The following is a 15,292-nucleotide window of genomic DNA, read 5'->3' on the forward strand; positions in this document are numbered from 1 at the left end:
AGAAAAGGGAAAAGGGAAAAGGGAAAAAGGAAAAGGGATTCAGCCCTCCCAGCGGCGGAACACCAGCGAGGTGTTGATCCCGCCGAAGGCGAAGTTGTTGCTCATCACATATTCGGTCTCGACACGGCGCGGCTCGCCCATGATGTAGGCGAGCGGCGCGCAGCGCGGATCTGGAGTGGTCAGGTTGATGGTGGGAGCAAACCACCCGTCGCGCATCATCTCGATGCTCATCCACGCTTCCAGTGCGCCGCAGGCGCCCAGGGTATGGCCCATGTAGCTCTTCAGCGAACTGACCGGTACCCCGGAGCCCAGCATTGCGTGCGTGGCATGCGATTCCGCGATGTCGCCATGATCGGTGGCTGTGCCGTGCGCGTTGACATAGCCGATCTGCGCTGGCGCCAGGCCGGCATCCTCCAGCGCCAGCCGCATGGCTTGCGCCATTGTGTCGGCCTTGGGCTGCGTCACGTGGGCGCCGTCGCTGTTGGTGCCGTAGCCGACGATCTCCGCCAGGATATGCGCGCCGCGCGCCAGGGCGTGCTCCAGTTCCTCCAGCACGAGCGTGCCGGCCCCTTCGCCCAAAACCAGGCCGTCGCGCTCGCTGTCAAAGGGCCTCGGCGTGGTGTGCGGCGCGTCGTTGCGGGTACTGGTGGCGAACAGCGTATCGAATACGGCCGCCTCGGTCGGATCCAGTTCCTCTGCGCCGCCTGCCAGCATGGCGACTTGACGCCCGCTGCGGATAGTCTCGTAAGCATAGCCAATGCCCTGGCTGCCCGAGGTACAGGCACTGGAGGTGGTGAGGATGCGTCCGGTAATGCCGAAAAACACACCGATATTGACCGCGGTGGTATGCGGCATCATACGGATATACGTGGTGGCGCTGACGCCTTCGGTGCTGAAATCCATCAGCATGCGGCCGAAATCGGCAACGGCCGACGGTGTGCCGGCGGACGAGCCATAGGCGATGCCGAGCTTGCCGCTGGTGAGCAGGGGATCGCCCTCCAGGCCCGCATCGCGCAAGGCAGCCTCGCTGGCCAGCACCGACATCACCGCCACGCGCCCCATCGCCCGCGTGACCTTGCGGGTGTAGTGCGCGGGCAGGACGAACGGCGGCACAGGCGCCCCCAACTGCGCATTCAGGCCCTTGTAGATGCGCCACTCAGGCATCTGCACGACCGCGTTACGGCCGCTGTCCAGGCGTTCCCGGACCGCGGGCCAATCGTTGCCCAGCGAACAGACCGCGCCGGCCCCGGTAATGACGACGCGCTTCATCCGATCATCCCCCCGTTGACCGAGATTACCTGGCGCGTGATATAGCCCGCATCGGCGGACATCAGGAACGCAACGGTGGCCGCCACCTCGCCGGGCATGCCCATGCGGCGAGCCGGGATCATGCGCAGGGCTTCTTCCAGCACGTGTTCCTCGACCATCCCGGTTTCGATCAGTCCGGGCGCAACGCAATTGACGGTAATGGCACGCTTGGCCAGTTCGATGGCAAGCGCCTTGGTGGCGCCGGCCACGCCGGCCTTGGCCGCGCTGTAGTTGGCCTGCCCCCGGTTGCCCACCAGTCCGGATACCGAAGACAGGGTGACGATGCGGCCCGGCTTGCGCCGCTGCACCATCGGTATCACGACCGGGTTGAGCACGTTGTAGAAGGCATCCAGGTTTGTATGGATGACCTCGTCCCACTCCGCACCGGTCATGGCCGGGAAAGCGGCATCGCGTGCGATGCCGGCGTTGCAGACCACGCCGTAGTAGCAGCCATGCGCTGCGATATCCGCAAGCAGCGCGGCCGCGGCCCGCTCACGCTCGCCGACGTCGAAGCACAGCACGCGCGCGGTCCGGCCCACGGCGCGCACTGCGTCGGCCACTGATTCCGCCTCGTCGCGCCGGGCCCGGCAATGCACGACCACATCGTAGCCCTCGCGCGCCAGGCGCAGTGCAATGGCCCGGCCAATGCCGCGCGATGACCCTGTAACGAGCACGGTCCCATTCGTCATGGTTATTGTCCCTGTCCTTGCAAGAAGGCCTGCGCGTCGGCAGGCTGGAAAACGGAAATGGTGGCGTGCGCCACCACGCGCTCGCCCAGCAACAAGGCGCAGGAAAACATGCCCAGCCCATTGTCGCCAATCAGATCGGCGCGCACGTGCACGGTCAGTACGCTGCCTACCGGAAATGCTGGCTCATGGCATTCGTAACGCCGCGAACCAAGCAGGAAGCCAATGCCCGGCGCCCGGCCGGCACGCCAGTCCCGCACACCGGCCCAGGCCGCGATGGCCTGCGCCATGAACTCGATGCCAACCCAGCCCGGCATGCCGGACTCATCGACAAACAATTGGGTAGCACGCACCGTGGTGCGCGCCACCGCATGCTCCTCGTCGGCGCTCAACAGCTCGTCCAGCAGGCGCATGCCGCCAGCGTGCGGCACCACCTCGGCGATTGCCGGCAATGCGGCAAGGGGCGTCGTGGTCATAGTCAGCCTGCTCCCAATATCACGGCGCTATTGCTGCCGCCGAAGGCGAAGGAATTGCTCATTACGTAGCGCGGCGCGTGCCCTAGCACCTCCCCGGGGGCCACCACGCGCAGCCGCGGCAGCGCGGGATCGGCCACGCCATCCCACCAGTGCGCCGGCAGGCGGCCGCGAGCATTGTCTGCCAGCGTCAGGCACATCAGCGCCACCTCGATCGCGCCGGCCGCGCCGAGTGCGTGCCCGGTCATCGGCTTGGTCGAACTGAGCGGCAGGTCGCTGCCGAATACCGCGGCGCAGGCCAGCGCTTCCATGGCGTCGTTCTGCGGCGTGGCGGTGCCGTGCAGGTTGAGGTAGTCGATGGCCGCCGGCGCCAGCCCGGCCCGCGCCAACGCCTGCCGCATGGCGGCGCGCGCGCCGGCGCCGCTCGGGTCCGGTGCCGACATGTGATGCGCGTCGGACGTCTCTCCCCAGCCAGCCAGCCGCACTGGCCCCGGCTCGGCCGAAAGCAGGAACAAGCCAGCGCCCTCGCCCAGGTTGATACCGCGGCGGTTGGCCGACAGTGGGTTGCAGCGCGTGTCCGACACCGAGTCCAGCGCACTGAAGCCAGCGATGGTGAAGGGGCAAAGCGTGTCGGCGCCGCCCGCGATCACCACCTCCGCCAAGCCGCCGCGCAGCAACCGGGCGGCCGCGGCGAGCGCCTTGGCACTCGACGAGCAAGCGGTCGAGAGCGTGTAGGCGATGCCAGTCACGCCCAAAACGCCGGCCAGGAACTGCGCTGGCGATCCGAGTTCCTGCTGGCCGTAGTGGAAGTCCGCCGGCCACGCGCCGGTAGTGCTGCGCGCCCGCACAGCCACGCCTGCCTCGGCAATGCCCGAGGTGCTGGTACCCATCACCACCGCGACGCGCGTCGGGCCAACCCTGGCAATGGCTGCCTGCGCCTGGGGCATGAGCTGCCGCGCGGCGCGATACAACAGCGCATTGTTGCGAGTGCGGTGCACCAGCGGCGTGTCGTCCGGCAACGCCAACGCTGCGTTGACCGTGCCGAGCTGCAGCGGACGGCCGGGGCTGTAGCGGTCGGTCACCTCGCCGTCTGGCGGGCCGTCGCCGCGCCAGAGGGCAGCGCGCACGCCGTCGATGCCGTCGCCCAACGCGCAGATCACGCCCAGTGCACTGATGTAGACGTTCAATCCTGGCCTCCTTGCGCCTCTCCCGGCAGGGTGCGGATGGTCAGGCGGTAGCCGTCGCGATACTGCTCGAATTCGATCGTTCGCGCATCGGGATAACGCACTTCCGCGACCGCCTCGGCGCCCGCGCGCAGCACGCGCCTGCCGGTGCCGTCATCAAGCCGCCAGCCGGCCGGCAAGACCGCGGCAATCGCCTCGACCGGCCACAGCGACAACTGCATCTCGCTCAGGATGCGTTCCGGGACAAGCTCGGGCGGCGCCCAGGGCGAGCGCACCACGCGCAGGTCCCGACCGTCCCAGTCCAGCCGTGCCAGCACCTGGCCGCCCGCCAGCGCTGCCAGCCGCGTGTGGGTGGCAGTGGCCTCCAGCAAGGCCTGGATCTCGCGGCGTTCCTCGCCGCGCGGAGTGCGGTACACCACGGTGATCTGCTGCTGCAGCGCAAGCTCGCGTCCGAGCGAGGCCGGCGGCAAGCGTAGCAACGGCAAGGCCTCCTGCCCTGCGGTCACGGGCGCCTGGGCGCAAATGCCAGGCGCCGGGTTGGGCCCCGGTACGGCGCATCCCGCCAGCATCAAGGTGCCGCCGGCAATACGCAGCAGCACCCGGGTCCGCAGGCGCCTGGCCGCCTGCGCGATGCCAATGGTGGAATGGTTGACAGTCAGACGCCGCAAAACTGCTCCAGTGCGCCGAGGCGCCGACGCGGCTCGGTGACGAACGGGTTGGTGCGGTCCCAAGCGTAGCCGGCCAGGATCGCGCAGATCATGCGTCGGATTTCCGGCGTGGCATCGGAATGGAAGATCAGTTTCTGGAAGCGTCCTTCGTACCAGGCCTCGATGAAGGTGCGGAAGCAATCCACGCCTTCCTTGAGCGGCCGGCCGTAGTCCGCCTGCCAGTCCACGGACTCGCCGTTGAACTGGCGAGCCACGCAGGCCGTGGCCAGGCTGGCAGATTTGAAGGCAATGGTCACGCCGGACGAAAACACGGGATCGAGGAACTCGCCTGCATTGCCCAACAATGCGTAGCCTTTACCCCACAGCGATTTCACATTGGCCGCATAGCCCGCGATCTGCCGTGCCGGCGTGTCCCAGTGTGCGTTAGCCAGCAGCCTGGCAAGACCGGGCTCCTCGCCCACCAAGGCCTTCAGGCGTTCGGTCTCGTTGCCGGTGTACTGATCCAGGAAGCGCTTTTCCGCGACCACGCCCTGCGAGCAGCGTCCGTCCGAGAACGGGATGGTCCAGTACCAGACATCGATATGCTCGGGGTGCACGCTGATGAGGATCTTGTTGCGATCGAACGTGCCGGGCGGGATGCGTTCATCCACGTGGGTGAAGATGGCACTGCGCACGGGGAAATTCGACGGCGACTCCAGTTCAAGCAAGCGCGGCAGGACCCGGCCAAAACCGGAGGCATCCAGCAGGAAGCGCGCCTGCACCCGATACACGTTGCGATCGGGATCGCGCACGGTGACGCTGGGCTGCTCTCCTTCCACATCGACGGTGCACACCTGGTGCGAGAAGCGTACCTCGGCGCCCTGCTTCTGCGCCTCGCGGATCAGCACGTCGTCGAAACGCGCGCGCTGGACCTGGTAGGTAGTGCCCCAGCCGGCGGAGAACTTGTCGCGGAAATCGAATTCCGTATAGCTGTCGCCGCGCACCAAGGCCGCGCCGTTCTTGTACTGGAAGCCGGCTTCGACCACTGCCTGCAGCATGCCCGCCTCTTCGATGTAAGCCATGCTCTGCGGCAGCAGGCTCTCCCCGATCGAAAAGCGCGGGAAGGTTTCCTTCTCGATCACCAGGACATCGATGCCGCGCTTGCGCAAGAGACCCGCCGCCACCGAGCCCGCGGGGCCGGCGCCGATGATCAGGACATCCACCTTTTCGGCATTCATTCGCAACCCCGCTTGTATCGTTGATCCTGTTGAATCTGTTTGTCTGGCAAGCGTTCCTGGTCTGCTGCGCTCCGGCGCCAGTGTGCGTGCCTGCTCGCCGCCCGCGGCCGGAACCACGGCGACAGCACCCATACCGCGCCCACGCCGGAAAGCATGGTCATGCCGAAGGCATGCAGCGCCGGCGTGGACGACAGGGCAAGCAGGCCGAAGGCAAGCAGCGTGCTGGCGGCGCCAAGCACGATCGTCGTCCACGATTCGCCATCGCCGGGATGCTCCAGCAGGAAGATCCCGTAGTCCACGCCCACGCCAAGCAGCAGCGCCAGGGCAAGCACCGAGAAGAGTTGCAGCGGTACGTGCAGCCAGCCCAGCAACGCAACACTGAACACCGCTGCCAGCAAGGTTGGCACCAGCGCCCGCCACGATTGCCTGCCATAACGACACATCAGCAGCAGCGCGACGCCCACCGCGCCGGCGATCAATAGCCAGGTCATCAGTACGCGGTAGTGCTTGAGCAGCGAGGACAGGTCGGCGACGCGATCGACCCATTCGACGCCTGGCAGCTCGGACGCTGCCGCTTCGATCAACGGCAAGGTGGTGGGCATTTCCAGCCCGCGCAGCAGCATGACGCTGGCGTAGCCCTGCCCTTCTCGACCCAGCCACAGGTGACGCAGGGTCGCGGAGACAGGGTCCGCGAGCCAGGCCGGCAAGGTCAGTACGCGGTCTGCCGCGGCGGCATTCGGCATCCCCACGGCACCACCCACCGCGCGCGCCACGTGCGCGCGCACTGCACCTTCGAGGCCGCCGGTCAGGGCGGCGTCGGCATGCTGCCGGGCCGCCGACGGCACCCAGTCGGAAATGGCCAGGAAGCCCTCCAGCTCACCGCGCGCCACCACGCCCGCCAGCGCCGCCTTGACCGTCTCCTCGCGTGCCAGCACCTGGTCGGGCGTGTCGCCGCGCACCAGCAGGAACTGCGCGGGGCCGGGCGAACCCAGCAAGCGCCCTGCGGTACGCTGTGCCTCGATCAGCGCCGGCGGCGAGCTTTGCAATTGACGCACGTCATCGGCCACCCTCGCCTGCCAGAGTCCAGGCACGCAAAACAGAGCCAGCCCGCCGAGCACCAGCAACGAGGCGCGATCCGCGCCCACGCGCGGCCAGCGGGCCAGGCTTGCGGTCAGCCACGCCGACAACGGCGTCTGGCCAAGCTGTCCGCGATCCAGCAAGGGGAACCAGAACACCACGGTCAGGAAGGCCGCCACCAGCCCCACCGCCGAGAACAGTGCCATCTGCCGGAGCCCGGGAAACGGCGCAATGCCAAGCGCCAGGTATGCCACCGCGCTGGTGGACAGCGCCAGCGCCATGCCAGGAAGCAGCCGGCGCATCACCTGCGGCGGCGACATGCTCGGGCTGGCCTGACGCGAGACAAAGTAGTGGATGCCGAAGTCTACCGCCACGCCAACCAGGCTGGCCCCGAACACAAGCGTGATCAGGTGGACCCGGTCGAATACCAGCGCGGTGACCGACAAGGCCGCTGCCGTGCCGACCAGCAGCGACAGTCCCACCAGCAGGATCGGGCGCAGCGAACGGAAGGCGGACCAGACCAGCAGCAAGACCGCCGCCAGCGAGCCCCAGCCAATCACGTTCATTTCAAGACTGGCCTGTACCGCGGCGGCTTCCGCGTGCAAGGGGATGCCGGCGGCCACCACGCGCACGCCATCGTCGCCTTGCGCGGCGGCGCGTTCCCCTGGCTGAAGCACGTCCGCGTAGTCCGTATTGCCGCTCACCGAGAACGCCGGCCTGCTGGTGCGATATGTCAGCAGCACCCATTCCTTGCCTTCGGCACTGAGCGCGGCGCGGCCATCGTGCTCATGCACGCGCGTCATGGCCGCGCGCGACAGCCACCAGTCCTGCCAGAGGCCGATCGGGTCTGCCGCCCAGTCCGTCAGGCGCGGACCGGTGGAGAGCTGATAGAGCCGCGTCAACGCCTGCTGCGATAGCACGTCCGGATCGGCGCCGCTCAGCATGGCGCGCTGGCTGTCGGTCAGCAGGCGGTCGCGGTAGGGCCGGTAGAAGGCCAGTGCCGCGTCAAGCTCGAAACTGGCAATGCGGTCGACCGGCTGCAGCAAACCAGCCTGCACCTTGGCGGCAGCGCTGAAGCGATCTGCCGCGGCGCGCGCGCGGGCCCAGTCGGGGGCACCGACCAGTACCACGATCTCGCGCGAGACGCCGTCGGCAAGCCTGCGCAGCACGCGATCGGCGCTGGCGGTGCGCTGGCTGGTGGGCAGCAAGGTCATGACATCGGTATCGATCCGCGAGGCGCGCCAGAACTGCAACTGGTGTACCGCCAACACAATCACCAGCAGCAGCCAGGCAACGGCCAGCACCCGTTCGCGCTTGCTGAGGCCGTACGCGGCCCTGCCGATGGCCAGGGCCGACCTATTCAAAGCGCGTCTCCTCAGCGGGACCAAGCCGGGTCGCGGCAGTCGGGCCGACCAGCCTGACGCTGGTGCTGTCGCCACTGCCTTCTTCCAGGCGCACATCGTGCACAAAACGATCCCCGGCCAGCTCGATGCGCGTGAACATGCGGCGCATGCCGGCATCGGTGGGCGTCAGCGTCAGCGACCAGCCGTCCTTGCCGACCAGTTTGACGGCCACTTCGAAGCGCGCCGACAAGGCCCGCAGGTCCCCGCGCAGTACGGCGATCACGGATTCCCCCAGCACCCGCATGGCGGGCTGGGCATCAGCCTGGCGTTGTTGCTGCACGCGGCCATCGGCACCGCGCATGACCAGGCGGTCCGGCGTGACCAGCAGGCTGGACGCAAACGGCTCGCGGGTGCTCCACAGCACGCCGCGCTCGCGCGCCAGCACGAAGTCGCCGCGCGAGAGCAGCGGCCTGGAAAAACCGGAGAGGCGGCGCGTCTGTTCGAAACCTCCGCGGATCACCGGGGCGTCGGACAGCCGCGCGGCCACCGCGGCCACCAGGTCCGGCGCGGCGGCGGCAATACCCGGGCCGGACAACATGGCGCCGCACAACGCCAGCAACATGCGGCGGCGCATCATTCCTGACGCTCCAGCTGCCTTGCGCCTTCGCCGAGCCGCGCCATCAGGACCGGCGGGCAAACGTATTGCATTTCGCCATTGTTCATGTCCACCGCAACCTGGATGGTGTAACCCTTGGTCAGGCGCCGGCTGCTCGCGGTATCGCGGATCACGTATTCGATCTTGAGCCGGTTCTCCCATTCGACAATGGCGGCACGAACGGTGAAGGACTGGCCGTAGGTAAGCGGCCCGACATACCTGACCCGCATGTCCACCACCGGCCAGGCAAAACCCGAATCCCGCATGGCGGGGTAGTCGTAGTCATAGCGCGCCAGCAAGGCGCAGCGCGCCTGCTCGAAATAGCGCACGTAGTTGCCATGCCATACCACATTCATCGGGTCGAGGTCGTGGAAGGCCGCGCTAAGCGTGATCTCATGGCTGAGCTCTGGGGACATAAGGTTTGGCATCGCAGTATCCATTTCAGTATCCGGATTCGGGCTCGGCGCTCAATCACCGTGCCGTGCAGGCGGGACGGAAGGAGCAACGCAGGCTGCGGACGCAGCCGGGCCCTGGACCACGGCGGCGCTAGTGCGCGCTGCATCGGGCACGGCACCGCCCTGCCCCCAGAAATCGTAGAAGTTGAACCAGTCGTAAGGCGATTCGACCAGCAGTTGCGACAGCCATTGCGCATAGGCGGCCGCATGGCCAGTGAGGATCGCGTCACGCCGCGCGCGCGGCAGACGCACCTCGCGGACCAGTTCGGTGAAGCGCAGCAAGTGGCCCTCGCCCGCCCGCACGCAGCCCATGGCGAACAGCGGGCATTCGAGCAGCGCCGCCAGCACATACGGGCCCACCGGGAAACGGGCCGGCGCGCCCAGGAACGGCACCGTCACCGCACGGCCGCCGCGCGCCGGGACACGGTCGCCGGCGATTGCCACGAACTCGCCCGCGCGGACCTTCCCGGCCAGCTGCAACGCAGTAGCCGGGGAGATATCGTCGACCTGGAACAACTGCAGCCCCGAACGTGGATCCAGCCGCGAGAGAATACGATTGAATTGCGCCGCGTGCGCCGTATGCACCAACACCGTCAGACGCAGGCCGGCGCGCTGGTTGGCCAGCACCCGGCACAGCTCCAGGCAGCCCATATGCGCGGTCACGATAATGCCACCCTGCCCGCGGGCGATCTGAGCCAGCATCACCTCGGTGCCTTCGCGCCGCACCGTGCCGTAGCGGTAGCCGCCGCCAATGGCCAGCAGCTTGTCGAGCAGCGTGTCGGCAAACGAGAACAGGTGGCGCAAGCTATGGCGCAGCCCCGGTGTCATGTCCGCCGGGCCCACCGCGCCAGTGCCGGCCTGGATGCGGCGCAGGTAATCCAGCGAGGCATGACGGGCCAGCGGCCTGGTGAGCCAGTAATACGTCACCACCGGGTACAACACCGCGCGGAACAGCACGCGGCCGCACACGCGGTACAGCCAGTACAGGCTCCAGACGCCCCAGACGCAGGTGGATTCGCGGATCTGGCTCCAGTGCCGGGCCATACGTCCTGGTCGAGTCGTTCTCATGCCGGCCGCACCTTGCGCCACAGCAGTACCGGCAGGCGCCGGAGCATGCCAAGGAAGAGTCGCGCATGCATCGAGGAAATCAGCACGTTATCGTGCCAGACCCGGAAATGCGAGACGCCGTCGGCGGGATATGTCACGCGTGTCGGCTCGTTGACGATGGGCACGCCCCGCCAGACCAGGTGCACCAGCACCTCGGTATCGAACTGCATGCGGCGCCCCAGCCTGACCTCGCGCACAAGGGCAAGCACGCGCCCGAGTGGGTACACGCGCAAGCCGCACATCGAATCGCGCACCGCGAACGACAGCGTGTTGACGCAGACCCAGACATGGGTCAGGTAGCGGGCCAGCAACCGCGCGCGCGGCACCGATTCGTCATAGACCGGATACCCGCAGATCATGGCATCCGGGCTTGCCTGCGCCAGTGCCAGAAACCTGGGAATGCTGCTGGCACCATGCTGCCCGTCGGCGTCGATCTGCAACGCATGCGTAAACCCCATGCGCGCGGCCTCTTCGAGTCCCGCCATGACGGCCCCGCCCTTGCCCTGGTTCCGCGGCAGGCGGATCAGGTGAACGCGCTCAGGATGACTGGCGGCAAGGTCGCGCAGTATCAGCTCGCAGGCCGGGCTGCTGCCGTCGTCCACCAGCAGGCACCGTAGCGGGTGTGCGAGGATTCCCTGCACCGTCGCGCCGATGGCACGTTCGTGGTCATAGACGGGAACGAGCGCCACGGGCTTAAACATCCGCTTCTCCGAAAACGATGCGTCCGCTGGCGTGCAGGCCGCGTGCCGAGCTCAGGCGAAAGGCCAGCGCGCCGCGCTCGGGCTGCCACGTCAGCGCCATGCGCACCGTAGTGCCGGGCGAGATCACGGCCTGGAACTTGACCGTCTCAAGCCGGCGGAATTGCGCGCGCGGCGGCACAGGCAGGCGCTCCGGCGCCAGCGCCATGACCCAGTCGAGCTGAGCCACGCCCGGCACGATGGGGGTACCCGGAAAATGTCCGTCGAACACGGCCAGATCCTCGCTGACCTCCAGGTCCGCGCTGGCGGCCAGCGCACCTTCCGCTGGCCGCCAGCGCACGGTGGGCAGCACGCGGCGAAACGCGTCGCGCAGCATGGCTTCGGTCGTCTTGCCCTGCGGATTGCACGGCAGCGCCTCGACAAAGCGCCAGCGCCGCGGCAGTGCCACAGCGTGCACGGCCTGCGCAACGCACTCGCGCAACGCCGCAAGCAGGGCCCTGCGGCCCTTGCCGGCCAGCATTGCCGTGCCACTTTCGCTGAGCATCATCACGGCGCCAAGGCGCGTACCGACATTGAGTTCGAGCAGCACGACTCGCGCCTCCTGCACCAGCGGCGACCCGGTCAGCGCTTGTTCGACCTGGACGAGGGACACGCGCATTTCCTCGATCTTGACGATGCGGTCGGCGCGCCCCGCCAAGGTGAAGCTTCCCTCCCCGGCAGGCAGCACACGGTCCGCGCAGAGATACCAGCCATCGTCCGGCAGGTGCGCAGAGCGGACCGCCAGCAAGCCATCCTGCCAACGCCATTGCACGCCCGGCAGCGGGGTCCAGCGGTCGTCGTGCCGGGTGCGCTGCCGCCAGGCGATGCCGCCGGTTTCCGAGCTGCCGAATACCTCGATGGGTGCTTGTCCAAGACGGCGCAGCGCATCGGCCGCGGCCTCCGGCGGCAAGGGCCCGCCAGACGAGAACACCGCTTGCAGCCCGCCGCGCGCAGCCGACCAATCGAGCCCTGGCGGCATGCGCCGCAGATGCGCCGGGCTGGTAACCAGCAATACGGGTGCATCGCCGCATGCGCGCCTGATTTCCTCATGGAAGGCCAGCCGCTCCGCCGGCATCGCGCGCGCCGCGGCGAGCGGCCATAGTACGCAGAACAGCAAACCGTAGATATGTTGATGCGATATCGTGGTCAGCACCCTCGCCCGCGCCGGCAGGCTCGCGCCGAAAGCAGCCTGCAGCGCCTGCACTTCCGCATCGAGTTGTGCGAGGTGCTTGACGATGGCGCCTGGCGCGCCGGTGGAACCCGAAGTGAACATCGTCACCAGCGTGTCGCGCAGCGGCAGCGCTGGCCAGCCCATGCCGCCGACGGCTACGTCCGACGCTTGCGGCCAAAGGCCCCCGGGCATATCACCGGCGTAGCCATCAGCGCGGGCGCGCAATGCGGCCAGCGTTTCGGCGCGCGTGTCGCCTGGCAGCACCACGTGCTTGCCCGCATGCCAGGCGCCGAACAATGCCGCCGCGAACTCGGTAGTCGATTCCAGGTGGAGCGCCCAGGATCTCCCCGGCGCCGCCGCGAAAGCGCGCTGCCAGGCGGCCACGCGCAGCACGAACTCAGGGGCCGTGGTTACGCCGGCAGCGCCGTGGGCGACCACGTGCGAACGCTGTGCCAGCCTGCCCATCGCGCCGCTTACGCCAAGCCAGTCATCCATGCCGCCCCCCTGCCATCACACGCTGGCGCACCAGCCATTCGCCGGCGAACATCGCGCCAATCAGGGCGTAGGCCACACCGCCGTTGTAAAGCGCCCAGACGCGGTCGCTGGCAAATACCGCGGTCACTGCGGCCAGCACGCCATTGCAGACGAAGAACACGCACCAGGCCTGCGTCACCCGGCGCGTGTATGCGACCCCGGCGGGAGGCAGAGCCGGCTCGCGCAGGCGCGCCAGGCGCTCGACCAGGCTCGGCGGATACCGCAGGCTCCAGCCAAACAAGCCCAGCATGGCGGTATTGACCAGCACTGGATAGAGCTTGAGCGGCAGCGCGTGATCGGAGACCACGACGATCGCTGCCAGCACGGCAGCCGCGACCGCGAGCAGGCGCCAGGCGGCCTGGCGGCTGGTCAGCGCCCGCACCAGCGCCAATGCGACCAGCACCGGCGCCATCACACGCGGCGACCAGTGTTGCAGGCCGAAATAGATCGCCACCGGGTAGCACACGGTCAGCACACCGAGCAGCAGGTTGCGCACTGTCATGCGCGCTCACGCCGTGGCGCGCGAATCCATCAGCAAGGCCAGTGCCTGCACCACGTCCTGTACGGTGCGCACGGCCTTGAACTGCTCCGGCTTGATCGGTTTGTCCAGCATCGGCTTGAGCTTCACCAGCAGGTCCACCGCGTCGATGCTGTCGATATCCAGATCTTCAGAAAGGCGGGCTTCGGGCAGGATGCGGGCAGGGTCGATCTCGAAGGTTTCCTCGAGTACAGCAGCCACTCGCACAAAGATTTCGTCATGGGTCATGATGGGGTTTCCTCCGTTTTCGGCCGTGACCGGCCGTGGTTGCCGGTCAGGCAAGTGGTATTTGATTCCTAGGCGTTTTCGATGCTGCGCTCAGGCCGACGCCTCGCTGGTACGATGCGACGCGACGAAGGCGGCCAATGCGGCGACGCTGGAAAAATGCGCGCGCATCTCGTCCTTGTCGCCGTTCATGGTCACGCCGTAGCGCTTTTGCAGCGCCAGCCCGAGTTCGAGCGCGTCGATCGAGTCCAGTCCCAGGCCTTCGACGAACAGCGGTGCGTCGGCGTCGATATCGGCCACGCCGAGATCTTCGAGCGACAACGATGAAAGGATCAATTCCTTGATTTCTTGTTCAAGCACCTTCACGGCTGGAAACCTCCCTGGAGAAAAACCCGGATAGCGAATGGGTCAGGTGCCGTACCGCGAGCGCATCGCCCAGTCCGGACGGCACCCACTCGGCGACACTGACGTCCTCTCGCACGTCGATGATGAAGCGGGGCTTGCGGGGCGGCACGCGATACCACTTCTCGCCCTTGGTGAGCATGGGCGGCTCACACCGGATCACCACGGGCGTCAATGCGAAGCCGCCGCGCACCGCGATATTGGCCGCGCCTCGCTGCAGCCGCAGCGAGCCATGCAATGGCGTGCGCGTGCCTTCGGGGAAAATGACCAGGTTATTTCCCGAGCGCAGCGAGGCAATGCAGTCATCCACCATACCTGCGCCGGAATCGTTGCAGACGTAGCCGGTGGCACGCACCGCCCCACGGGTAAACGGGTTGCGCGCCAAGCCCGACTTGACCACGCAATCTGTCTGGCGCGTCAGCGCGATCAAGAAAACGACATCGATCAGCGACGGATGGTTGGCCACGATCAGGAGGCCCCGGCGGCGCAGTCGCTCGGCATGCAGGACCTCGTAGCGAATGACCCCGGCGGACCGCATCAGCCACAGGAAGAGCCGGAACGCATGGTGTACCACGTTCTTGCAAGCCCGCTGCCGGCGCGCGGACGACCACGGCAGCAGCCCCAGCAGCGGGAACGCCACTACGCGCAGCACAAGGCCACCAACGCCGAAGCTGGAAAAGCACATCCCGGTCGCGCATACCCGCCAGACACGGCCGAGGCGTTCAACCATGGCGGCGCCACTCCCAGTTGGCGCGTTCGCCAGCGTGATTCAGCACCGGCTGGCCGGCCAGCATGAAACGCAACACTTCCAGCCCGTGGGGCAGCGTCGCGCTGGCGGCTTCGCCGATGGCCTGGCTTGACAACGCAAGGCTGAACACCGGTTGTCCGGCCTGCGGCTTGCCGACCCGCCACGCCCACCCGAACCGGCACTCAGGCTCGTCCGCAAATGCCGCATAGGGATTGGCCAGCGGCGCCTCGTAATGGACCAGCAGCACTTCCGGCGCGCCATCGGCCAGCAGGCTGCAGGTCTCTACCACGGCCGCCTCCACGGTATCGCGGCCAGCGGCGAGGGCTTGCTGGTTGCCTGGGTCCCCCCGGTCTATCGAATACAGGGCGCCGGTGGCGTTGTGCACGGACAGGCCGAAAGACGTGGGCGACAAGGGTTCGCCGTCGGCAAGGTCGCCCAGCATTTGCAGGGGACGCAGCGTATCGCCATGGCGGGACGCAAAGACAGTAGGAATGCCATCCACGTTCGCCTGGCAAGCATAAGCGGGATGCAGGGCAGCGCGGCCCAGCGCGGTGATCCGGCGGCGTAGCATCGGCGCCATGGCGGCGAGCGTAGGCAATTCATCGCCCACGGGCAGCCACGGCGCGCGGCTCCAGGCCTGCCAGGCATGCTGCGTGTCTAATCGTGCTGCGCATGCCGCCCATGCGCGAATACCGAATTCCATTACCATGCCGTCCGCAGGTGAGAAGAAAGGGCGCACCGGCCTGCTGGGGATTGCCGCGGCG

General features: G+C 67.6%; 17 protein-coding genes. All 17 read right to left on the minus strand.

Annotated features, from left to right (window positions below; genetic code table 11):
* Positions 1 to 39 precede the first annotated feature (39 nt).
* The 17 genes from AC1DQ3_RS31115 to AC1DQ3_RS31195 all read right to left on the minus strand — a co-directional run bounded on the left by AC1DQ3_RS31115 (position 40) and on the right by AC1DQ3_RS31195 (position 15,231).
* The gene (locus tag AC1DQ3_RS31115) at positions 40 to 1,269 is read right to left on the minus strand and encodes a beta-ketoacyl-ACP synthase (RefSeq protein ID WP_477123966.1); all 1,230 of its coding nucleotides are present in this window, start codon (positions 1,267 to 1,269) and stop codon (positions 40 to 42) included.
* On the minus strand, positions 1,266 to 1,997 hold the full coding sequence (gene fabG / locus AC1DQ3_RS31120) for a 3-oxoacyl-ACP reductase FabG (RefSeq protein ID WP_477123967.1): 732 nt from the start codon (positions 1,995 to 1,997) through the stop codon (positions 1,266 to 1,268). Before fabG ends, AC1DQ3_RS31115 begins: the two co-directional genes overlap by 4 nt.
* A gap of 2 nt (positions 1,998 to 1,999) precedes the next feature.
* Entirely contained in the window at positions 2,000 to 2,470 is a 471-nt protein-coding gene (locus tag AC1DQ3_RS31125; RefSeq protein WP_477123968.1) for a hotdog family protein, read from the minus strand.
* A gap of 2 nt (positions 2,471 to 2,472) precedes the next feature.
* Positions 2,473 to 3,654: a beta-ketoacyl-ACP synthase gene (locus tag AC1DQ3_RS31130; protein WP_477123969.1), complete on the minus strand. Its 1,182-nt coding sequence runs from the start codon at positions 3,652 to 3,654 to the stop codon at positions 2,473 to 2,475.
* Positions 3,651 to 4,319 carry a DUF3261 domain-containing protein gene (locus AC1DQ3_RS31135; RefSeq protein ID WP_477123970.1) on the minus strand — a complete coding sequence of 223 codons (669 nt, stop codon included), beginning with the start codon at positions 4,317 to 4,319 and terminating at the stop codon, positions 3,651 to 3,653. Before AC1DQ3_RS31135 ends, AC1DQ3_RS31130 begins: the two co-directional genes overlap by 4 nt.
* Positions 4,307 to 5,536, minus strand: a complete 1,230-nt coding sequence (locus tag AC1DQ3_RS31140) for an NAD(P)/FAD-dependent oxidoreductase (protein WP_477123971.1) — start codon at positions 5,534 to 5,536, stop codon at positions 4,307 to 4,309. Before AC1DQ3_RS31140 ends, AC1DQ3_RS31135 begins: the two co-directional genes overlap by 13 nt.
* The gene (locus AC1DQ3_RS31145; RefSeq protein ID WP_477123972.1) at positions 5,533 to 7,977 is read right to left on the minus strand and encodes an MMPL family transporter; all 2,445 of its coding nucleotides are present in this window, start codon (positions 7,975 to 7,977) and stop codon (positions 5,533 to 5,535) included. The genes AC1DQ3_RS31140 and AC1DQ3_RS31145 overlap by 4 nt, the downstream gene beginning before the upstream one ends.
* Positions 7,970 to 8,593, minus strand: a complete 624-nt coding sequence (locus AC1DQ3_RS31150; protein WP_477123973.1) for an outer membrane lipoprotein carrier protein LolA — start codon at positions 8,591 to 8,593, stop codon at positions 7,970 to 7,972. Before AC1DQ3_RS31150 ends, AC1DQ3_RS31145 begins: the two co-directional genes overlap by 8 nt.
* Positions 8,590 to 9,039 (minus strand): acyl-CoA thioesterase, encoded by a 450-nt coding sequence (locus tag AC1DQ3_RS31155; RefSeq protein ID WP_477123974.1) that lies wholly within the window; start codon positions 9,037 to 9,039, stop codon positions 8,590 to 8,592. The genes AC1DQ3_RS31150 and AC1DQ3_RS31155 overlap by 4 nt, the downstream gene beginning before the upstream one ends.
* A gap of 39 nt (positions 9,040 to 9,078) precedes the next feature.
* Positions 9,079 to 10,134 carry an LpxL/LpxP family acyltransferase gene (locus AC1DQ3_RS31160; protein WP_477123975.1) on the minus strand — a complete coding sequence of 352 codons (1,056 nt, stop codon included), beginning with the start codon at positions 10,132 to 10,134 and terminating at the stop codon, positions 9,079 to 9,081.
* Positions 10,131 to 10,874, minus strand: a complete 744-nt coding sequence (locus AC1DQ3_RS31165) for a glycosyltransferase family 2 protein (RefSeq protein WP_477123976.1) — start codon at positions 10,872 to 10,874, stop codon at positions 10,131 to 10,133. The genes AC1DQ3_RS31160 and AC1DQ3_RS31165 overlap by 4 nt, the downstream gene beginning before the upstream one ends.
* Entirely contained in the window at positions 10,867 to 12,576 is a 1,710-nt protein-coding gene (locus AC1DQ3_RS31170) for an ApeI family dehydratase (RefSeq protein WP_477123977.1), read from the minus strand. Before AC1DQ3_RS31170 ends, AC1DQ3_RS31165 begins: the two co-directional genes overlap by 8 nt.
* The gene (locus AC1DQ3_RS31175) at positions 12,569 to 13,117 is read right to left on the minus strand and encodes a COG4648 family protein (RefSeq protein ID WP_477123978.1); all 549 of its coding nucleotides are present in this window, start codon (positions 13,115 to 13,117) and stop codon (positions 12,569 to 12,571) included. Before AC1DQ3_RS31175 ends, AC1DQ3_RS31170 begins: the two co-directional genes overlap by 8 nt.
* Before the next feature lie 6 nt (positions 13,118 to 13,123).
* Positions 13,124 to 13,381: an acyl carrier protein gene (locus AC1DQ3_RS31180; protein WP_477123979.1), complete on the minus strand. Its 258-nt coding sequence runs from the start codon at positions 13,379 to 13,381 to the stop codon at positions 13,124 to 13,126.
* A gap of 90 nt (positions 13,382 to 13,471) precedes the next feature.
* On the minus strand, positions 13,472 to 13,744 hold the full coding sequence (locus AC1DQ3_RS31185) for a phosphopantetheine-binding protein (protein ID WP_477123980.1): 273 nt from the start codon (positions 13,742 to 13,744) through the stop codon (positions 13,472 to 13,474).
* Complete coding sequence (locus AC1DQ3_RS31190) at positions 13,731 to 14,510, minus strand: lysophospholipid acyltransferase family protein (RefSeq protein WP_477123981.1); 780 nt, start codon at positions 14,508 to 14,510, stop codon at positions 13,731 to 13,733. The genes AC1DQ3_RS31185 and AC1DQ3_RS31190 overlap by 14 nt, the downstream gene beginning before the upstream one ends.
* Positions 14,503 to 15,231 (minus strand): beta-ketoacyl synthase chain length factor, encoded by a 729-nt coding sequence (locus tag AC1DQ3_RS31195; RefSeq protein ID WP_477123982.1) that lies wholly within the window; start codon positions 15,229 to 15,231, stop codon positions 14,503 to 14,505. Before AC1DQ3_RS31195 ends, AC1DQ3_RS31190 begins: the two co-directional genes overlap by 8 nt.
* Between the last annotated feature and the right edge of the window lie 61 nt (positions 15,232 to 15,292).

Source organism: Cupriavidus sp. 01T418 (genome assembly GCF_056398885.1).